The organism is Actinocatenispora rupis (assembly GCF_016861975.1).
GTDB lineage: Bacteria > Actinomycetota > Actinomycetes > Mycobacteriales > Micromonosporaceae > Actinocatenispora > Actinocatenispora rupis.
Genome location: NZ_BOMB01000007.1, coordinates 222630 through 229125, shown reverse-complemented (window position 1 = coordinate 229125; position 6496 = coordinate 222630). Strand labels below are relative to the sequence as shown.

The following is a 6496-nucleotide window of genomic DNA, read 5'->3' as shown; positions in this document are numbered from 1 at the left end:
CCGCCTCGGCGGGACCGCGTACCTCGGCGGTGTCCCGGCGCAACTTCATCGAACTCTGCGAGCGGATGACCGCCGACGACGAGCTGGTGTACGAGGAGGTCTGGCGGCGGCTCGGGCTGTCCGTCGACTGGGCGCAGCGGTACACGACGGTGGGCGCGGCGGCGCGTACCGCCAGCCAGCGCGCGTTCCTGCGCAACCTGCGCCGGGGCGAGGCGTACCAGGCGGAGGCGCCGTCGCTGTGGGACGTCACGTACGGCACGGCGGTGGCGCAGGCGGAGCTGGAGGACCGGGAGAAGCCCGGTGCGTACCACCGGTTGGTGTTCCGGTTGGGCGCCGGGCCGACCGACCCGGAGGACGACGACCCAGGCGACCCGCTGTACGTGGAGACCACGCGGCCGGAGCTGCTGCCGGCGTGCGTGGCGCTGGTCTGCCATCCGGACGACGAGCGGTACCGGCACCTGGCCGGGTCGCTGGTTCGTACGCCGCTGTTCGAGGTGCCGGTGCCGGTGCGCACGCACCGGCTGGCCGACCCGGACAAGGGCACCGGGCTGGCGATGATCTGCACGTTCGGCGACCTGACCGACGTGATCTGGTGGCGCGAGCTGGACCTGCCGATCCGTTCGGTGATCGGCCGCAACGGCCGCATCCGGTACGACGTGCCGCAGGGCCTCGACTCCCCCGGCGCCGGCTTCCACTACGCGCAGCTCGCCGGCCTCACCGTGAACGCGGCGCGCCGCCGCATCGTCAAGCTGCTCCGCGAGTCGGGCGACCTGGTCGGCGAGCCACGCCCGATCACCCACCCCGTCAAGTTCTACGAGTACGGCGAGCAGCCGCTGGAGATCGTCACCGCCCGCCAGTGGTACCTGCGGAACGGCGGGCGTGACCTGCCGCTGCGGCAGGAACTGCTGGCGCGCGGGCGGGAGCTGGCCTGGGTGCCGGAGTTCATGCGCCACCGGTACGAGCACTGGGTGACCGGGCTGACCGGCGACTGGCTCGTGAGCCGGCAGCGCTTCTTCGGCGTGCCGATCCCCGTCTGGTACCCGGTGCGCGAGGACGGCACGCCCGACCACGACGCGCCGATCCTGCCGCGCGAGGACCAGCTGCCGATCGACCCGCAGAGCCAGGCCCCCGACGGGTACTCCGAGGAGCGGCGCGGCCGGCCGGGCGGCTTCGTCGCCGACCCGGACGTGCTCGACACCTGGGCGACGAGTTCGCTGACGCCGCAGATCGCCGGCGGCTGGGAGGTCGACGACGACCTGTTCGACCGGGTGTTCCCGATGGACCTGCGGCCGCAGGCGCACGAGATCATCCGTACCTGGCTGTTCGCCACGACGGTGCGCTCGCACCTGGAGCACGGCGCGCTGCCCTGGCGTACCGCGGTGATCTCGGGGTGGATCCTCGACCCCGACCGCAAGAAGATGTCGAAGTCGAAGGGCCGCGCCATCGGCCCCACCGACCTCCTCGACCGGTACGGACCGGACGCCGTGCGGTACTGGGCGGCGAGCGGCCGGCCCGGCGCCGACTTCACGTTCGACGAGAACGTGATGAAGGTGGGCCGCCGGCTCGCCACGAAGCTGCTCAACGCCAGCCGGTTCGTGCTCAACCTCGGGTCCGCCGACGCGCTGCGGTCCGTGGTCACCGAGCCGATCGACGTCGCCATGCTCACCGAACTGTCCACAGTGGTCGATCAGGCCACCGCGGCGTTCCGCTCGTACGACCACACCGCGGCGCTGGAGGCCACCGAACGGTTCTTCTGGACGTTCTGCGACGACTACCTCGAACTCGTCAAGGCACGCGCGTACGGCGAGCGCGGCGAGGCGGCCGCCACCTCGGCCCGCGCGGCGCTCGGCTGGGCACTGTCGGTGCAGCTGCGGCTGTTCGCGCCGATCCTGCCGTACGTCACCGACGAGGTCTGGTCGTGGTGGCGGTACGGCTCGGTGCACCGCGCCCCCTGGCCCACCGGGTACGAGCTGCGCCCGGTGCTCGGGTCGGCGACGACGGACCTGCGGCTCGCCGCCGTGGGCGAGGCGCTGCGCCGGATCCGCAAGGCGAAGTCGGAGCGGAAGCTGTCGATGCGGGCCGAGATCCCGCTCGTCGAGATCGCCGGCCCGGCACCGACGGTCGAGGCGCTGCGGCTCGCCGCGGACGACCTCGTCGCCGCCGGCCACGTCGAGAAGCTGGAGTTCCATCCGGACGCGGCGGCCGAGCTCACCGTCTCCTGCACGTTCTGACCCACCGGCGGCGCGCCGGCCACCCGGCGCGCCGCCGTCACCCCGTCACCCCGTCGCGCTGTCGCGCCGTCACCCCGTCACCGCGTCGCGCTGTCGCGCCATCGCGCCGTCGCGCCGTCGCGCCGTCGCGCTGGAAGCCTTGTGCCGCAAGGGAATCCGCGTCATCACGGTCGCCCGTGTCCGGTTGGGTTGGTTTGCGGCGTTGACGGATGTCTGGACCTTTCGCGGGGGTTGTGCTTCTCTTAAGAAGCTTTCCTGTTTGCCGTGACGGCGGGCCGGCCGCCGCGGCGGACCACCGGCACGCCGAGCCCTCCGGCGCGCCGCGACCCCTCGCAAAGGAGCCATCATGCGGATCAGACACGTGCTCCGACTCGGCGCCGTGAGCGCCACCGCCGCCGGACTCGCCGTCCTCGCCGCCAGCCCCTCGTACGCGCACGGCTACACGACCGCCCCCGTCAGCCGCGCCGAGTACTGCGCGCAGGGCACGGTCGGCGACTGCGGCGAGATCCAGTACGAGCCGCAGAGTGTGGAGGCGCCCAAGGGATTCCCGGCCGCCGGGCCGTCCGACGGGCACATCTGCGCCGGCGACCACGCCGACTTCGCCCAGCTCGACGACCCCCGCGGCGGTACCGGCTGGCCCGTCAACCACGTCACCGGCGGCCAGTCGTACACGTTCCGGTGGCACCTGACGGCGCAGCACCGTACGACGAAGTGGGAGTACTTCGTCACCAGCGACGCGTACGACCCGGCGAAGCCGCTGACCCGGGACATGCTGGAGCCGCAACCGTTCCTGACCGTCGACGGCGGCGACGCGGTCCCGCCCGCGGACGTCAGCCAGACCGGCACCATGCCCGGCGGCAAGTCCGGCCGGCAGCTGATCCTCGCGGTGTGGACGATCGCCGACACCGCGAACGCCTTCTACCAGTGCAGCGACGTGGACTTCGGCTGAGCCGGCCTCGCCCGGCCGGGGCCACCGATACGCTCGGATCGTGGCGGAGGAGGCGGACCGGACCCCGGCCGTACCGGCGGACGGGCAGGCGATGCGCGCCTCCGACGCCGACCGGGAACGGGTCGCGCAGGCCCTGCACGAGGCCGCCGGCGAGGGCCGCCTCTCCCTCGACGAACTCCGCGACCGGCTCGACTCCGCGTACTCGGCGAAGACGTACGGGGAACTGGCGCCGATCGTCGCCGACCTGCCCGGGGTCACCGCACCCCGGCGCCCGGCCCACGCGTACGACGGGGACGACGCGACACGCGCCGTCCTCGGCATCTGGAGCGGCCCGGCGCGCCGCGGCGACTGGCTGGTGCCGCGCACGCAGATCGCCGTCGCGTTCATGGGCGGCGTCGTACTCGACCTGCGGCACGCCCGGTTCTCCGCCGACGAGACCACCATCCAGGCGTACGCCGTGATGGGTGGCATCGAGATCCTCGTACCGGAGGGCATGGACGTCCGGATCGACGGGGTCGGCCTGATGGGCGGCTTCGACGACGCGGCCAGCGGGCCGGGCGACGGCACCGGGCCGTGTGTGCGGATCACCGGCTTCGCGTTCTGGGGCGGCGTCGACGTGCGCCGCCCCCACCACTCCTGACCGGCTCCGCGCGGCGGTCAGTCGCCGCCGAAGTCGCCGAAGTCCCCGAAGTCGCCGAAGTCGAACCCGCCGTCGCCGCCGTCACCACCGTCGCCGGCGTCACCGCCGCCGTCGTGGCTCTCCGCGTAGTCGACGCCGTCCGCGAAACCGCTGTCGTACCCGCCGCCGCCGAAGCCGATGCCCGGGCTGAAGAACGCGTCGAACAGCAGCGCCGTGCCCACTCCGGCCGCGCCCGCGACGAGCGCCGTCTTCCACCAGGGCTCCGAGTACCACCCGGACGGGACGGGGCGGCCGCCGACCATGCCACCGGGGTAGTAGTACGGCGTGTCGTCGCTGGCCCGCGGGCGCGCCCGGTACTCCTTGCCCTCGACGGTGACGTCGCGGTCCTTGGTCAGCTCACCGGCCGCGCGCTGGCCCGGCATGGGCGGCAGCTCCGGACCCGGGTCGAGGTCCATGGCCACGCGAGCGGCTCGCGCGTAGTAGAGCCCTTCCAGGGCGGTGTGGCCGGCGAGCTCGAACTGCTTCGTCGTCTTCGCCTGGTCCAGCTGGCTGCCGGCCGCGTTGTACCGCTCGCCGGCGTCCACCAACGCCTGCTTGACGGCGGCGTCGTCGTTCGCCGTCAGGTTCATCACCTGGCCGCCGAGCCGCTCGTACCACCGCTGGGCGTCGGCGCGGGCGTCCGCCAGAGCCGACTCCGCGCGGCGCCTGCTGGTCCGCTGCCACCACACGACGCCCCCGATCACGAGGACCACGAGTACCACGACCAGAACCAACGTCACCATGATTCGACGGTACCCGGGTTTGCCCAGGCATTACCTGTGAGCCGGTGGCGGCGACCGGTTTGCCCGGACACGTCGGTGCGCCGGTGCGTGAAATCGTCGTACCCGACAGGCATCCTCGTGGCATGGACGTCGCCGTCACCCTCCTCGTCGCGCTGATCTGCCTGGCCGCGGGCGCCGCGATCGGCGTGCTCTTCGCCCGGTCCCGGGCCGCCGCCGACACCGCCCGGCTGGAGGAGCGGCTGGCCGCCGCGCGCGACGGGGAGCAGCGGCTGGAGCAGTCGCTGCGGTCGCTCACCCACGACGCCGCCCGCGAGCAGAGCCACACCCTGTCCACGCTGGTCGACCCGCTCCGCGACACGCTGACGAAGTACGAGTCGCAGCTCGCCGAGATGGAGCGCGCCCGCGTCGGGGCGTACGCGGAGCTGCGGACGCAGTTGCGTGAGGTCGCCGGGTCGTCGGAGGCGCTGCGCACGCAAACCGGGCAGCTCGTCGCCGCGCTGCGGGCGCCGCAGGTCCGCGGCCGGTGGGGCGAGCACCAGCTGCGCCGCATCGTCGAGGCGGCCGGCATGGTCGAGCACTGCGACTTCGGCGAGCAGGTCACGGCCACCACCGACGACGCCGTCGTACGGCCGGACCTGGTGGTGCGGCTGTCCGGTGGCAAGCAGGTCGTGGTGGACGCGAAGGCGCCGTTCACCGGATACCTGGAGGCGATGGAGGCGCGGGACGAGCCGGCCCGGAAGGCGAAGCTCGACGCGCACGCCCGGCACCTGCGCGCGCACGTCGACCAGCTCGCCGCCAAGGCGTACTGGTCGGCGTTCGAGACGGCGCCGGAGTTCGTGGTGCTGTTCGTCCCGGCGGACACGTTCCTCGACGCGGCGCTGCAACGCGACCCGACCCTGCTGGAGCACGGCTTCGCCCGCAACGTCGTCATCGCCACCCCGGCCACCCTGATCGCGCTGCTCCGCACCGTGGCGTACGCGTGGCGCCAGGACGCGCTCGCCGCCGGTGCCGCCGAGGTGCACCGCCTCGGCAAGGAGCTGTACGGGCGGCTCGCCACGATGGGCAGCCACGTCGCGAAGCTCGGCGGGGCGCTGTCCGGCGCGGTCACCGCGTACAACAAGACGGTGGGGTCGTTGGAGAGCCGGGTGCTGGTGACGGCCCGGAAGTTCGCCGACCTGGGGGTGGCGAGCGAGGCGGAGACGGCCGAGGCGCTGGGCGCGCCGCCGCAGGTGGAGCTGGGGCCGCGGCAGGTGCAGGCGCCGGAGCTGGTGGCCAGCGAGCACGCCGCGCTGGTGGCGTTCGACGAGCTGCCGCGTGTCGCGCGCGACAGCGTGTCGGTGCCGGATCCGCGACACCGCCTCGACGACGCCGAACCGGAGGCGCGCCGCTCCCCCTGACGCCGTTCGGTTCCGAGTACGGCGGCCGGGTGTCACAGGGGCGCAATACATTGGCGTGATGGACGTCAAGGAGATCAACCGTCAGGTGATCGCGAAGTACCGGGCGGGTGCCGAGCTGGATCCGCCGTTGCACCGCGAGCGGATCGTCCTGCTGACGACGACCGGGGTGCGCAGCGGGCTGCGGCGTACCACGCCGATGATGTTCCACCGGGACGGCGAGCGCGTCCTCGTCATCGCGTCGAACGTCGGCGCCCCGCACCACCCCGACTGGTACCGGAACCTGGTCGCCGATCCGCGGGTCACCGTGGAGCTGCCCGACGAGACGTACGAGGGGACCGCGGTGCCGCTGACCGGTGACGACCGGGCCCGTACGTGGGAGATGTTGAAGGAGACGTACCCGTTCTTCGCCGAGCACGAGGCGAAGACGGAGCGGGAGATCCCGGTCGTCGCCCTCACCCGGCGTACCGACTGAGTCGTCGAGGCGCCACGAGCCGGGC

6 protein-coding genes are annotated in these 6496 nt (G+C 73.2%); 5 read left to right on the top strand and 1 reads right to left on the bottom strand.

Features of this window, described 5'->3' with window-relative positions; genetic code table 11:
- The 3 genes from valS to Aru02nite_RS06620 all read left to right on the top strand — a co-directional run.
- A partial coding sequence (gene valS, locus Aru02nite_RS06630; protein ID WP_203655719.1) for a valine--tRNA ligase occupies positions 1–2231 on the top strand: 2231 nt, incomplete at its 5' end.
- Positions 2232–2577: 346 nt separating this feature from the next.
- Positions 2578–3180, top strand: coding sequence for a lytic polysaccharide monooxygenase auxiliary activity family 9 protein (locus Aru02nite_RS06625; RefSeq protein ID WP_203655717.1), 603 nt, complete (start codon positions 2578–2580; stop codon positions 3178–3180).
- Between the two features lie 40 nt (positions 3181–3220).
- Positions 3221–3820 (top strand): DUF1707 SHOCT-like domain-containing protein, encoded by a 600-nt coding sequence (locus Aru02nite_RS06620; RefSeq protein ID WP_203655715.1) that lies wholly within the window; start codon positions 3221–3223, stop codon positions 3818–3820.
- Positions 3821–3837: 17 nt separating this feature from the next.
- Here Aru02nite_RS06620 and Aru02nite_RS06615 read toward each other — a convergent pair whose 3' ends face one another.
- Entirely contained in the window at positions 3838–4602 is a 765-nt protein-coding gene (locus Aru02nite_RS06615; protein WP_203655713.1) for a hypothetical protein, read from the bottom strand.
- A gap of 122 nt (positions 4603–4724) precedes the next feature.
- Between Aru02nite_RS06615 and Aru02nite_RS06610 the strand changes: the two genes are divergently transcribed.
- Entirely contained in the window at positions 4725–5999 is a 1275-nt protein-coding gene (locus Aru02nite_RS06610; protein WP_203655711.1) for a DNA recombination protein RmuC, read from the top strand.
- 58 nt (positions 6000–6057) lie between these two features.
- Positions 6058–6471 carry a nitroreductase family deazaflavin-dependent oxidoreductase gene (locus Aru02nite_RS06605; protein WP_203655709.1) on the top strand — a complete coding sequence of 138 codons (414 nt, stop codon included), beginning with the start codon at positions 6058–6060 and terminating at the stop codon, positions 6469–6471.
- The last annotated feature ends 25 nt before the right edge of the window (positions 6472–6496 follow it).